The organism is Streptomyces aculeolatus (assembly GCF_020400605.1).
In the GTDB taxonomy this organism is placed as follows: domain Bacteria; phylum Actinomycetota; class Actinomycetes; order Streptomycetales; family Streptomycetaceae; genus Streptomyces; species Streptomyces aculeolatus.
Genome location: NZ_JAINRD010000115.1, coordinates 1 through 427, shown reverse-complemented (window position 1 = coordinate 427; position 427 = coordinate 1). Strand labels below are relative to the sequence as shown.

Here is a 427-nt window from a genome sequence, read left to right as displayed (position 1 = left end):
TCCGGGGGTGGGCATCACCATCACCCCGCCGGCCAGCGCCATCGTGCACTCACCACTACGCACCGCCTGGGCAGCCAGATGCAACGCCACCAACGACGACGAACACGCCGTATCCACCGACATCGCCGGGCCCTCCAAACCCAACGAATACGCCACCCTTCCCGAGACGACGCTTGCGGCGTTACCTGCGCTGACAAAGCCTTCGACACCCCGCGGCAAGTCGCCGCTTTCGGACGCGTAATTCGAATCGATGATGCCCATGAATACTCCGGTTTGGGTGCCCTTGAGTGAGACAGGGTCTATGCCCGCCCGCTCCAGCGACTCCCACGCCACCTCCAGCAGCAACCGCTGCTGAGGATCCATCGCCAGCGCCTCACGCGGCGAAATACCGAAGAACCCGGCATCAAACCCGGCTACATCCCGAAGA

1 protein-coding gene is annotated in these 427 nt (G+C 63.7%); it reads right to left on the bottom strand.

Annotated features, from left to right (window positions below; translation table 11 throughout):
* Positions 1-427, bottom strand: a 427-nt coding sequence (locus LG396_RS38955) for a beta-ketoacyl synthase N-terminal-like domain-containing protein (protein WP_225798337.1), incomplete at both ends; no start/stop codon positions are given.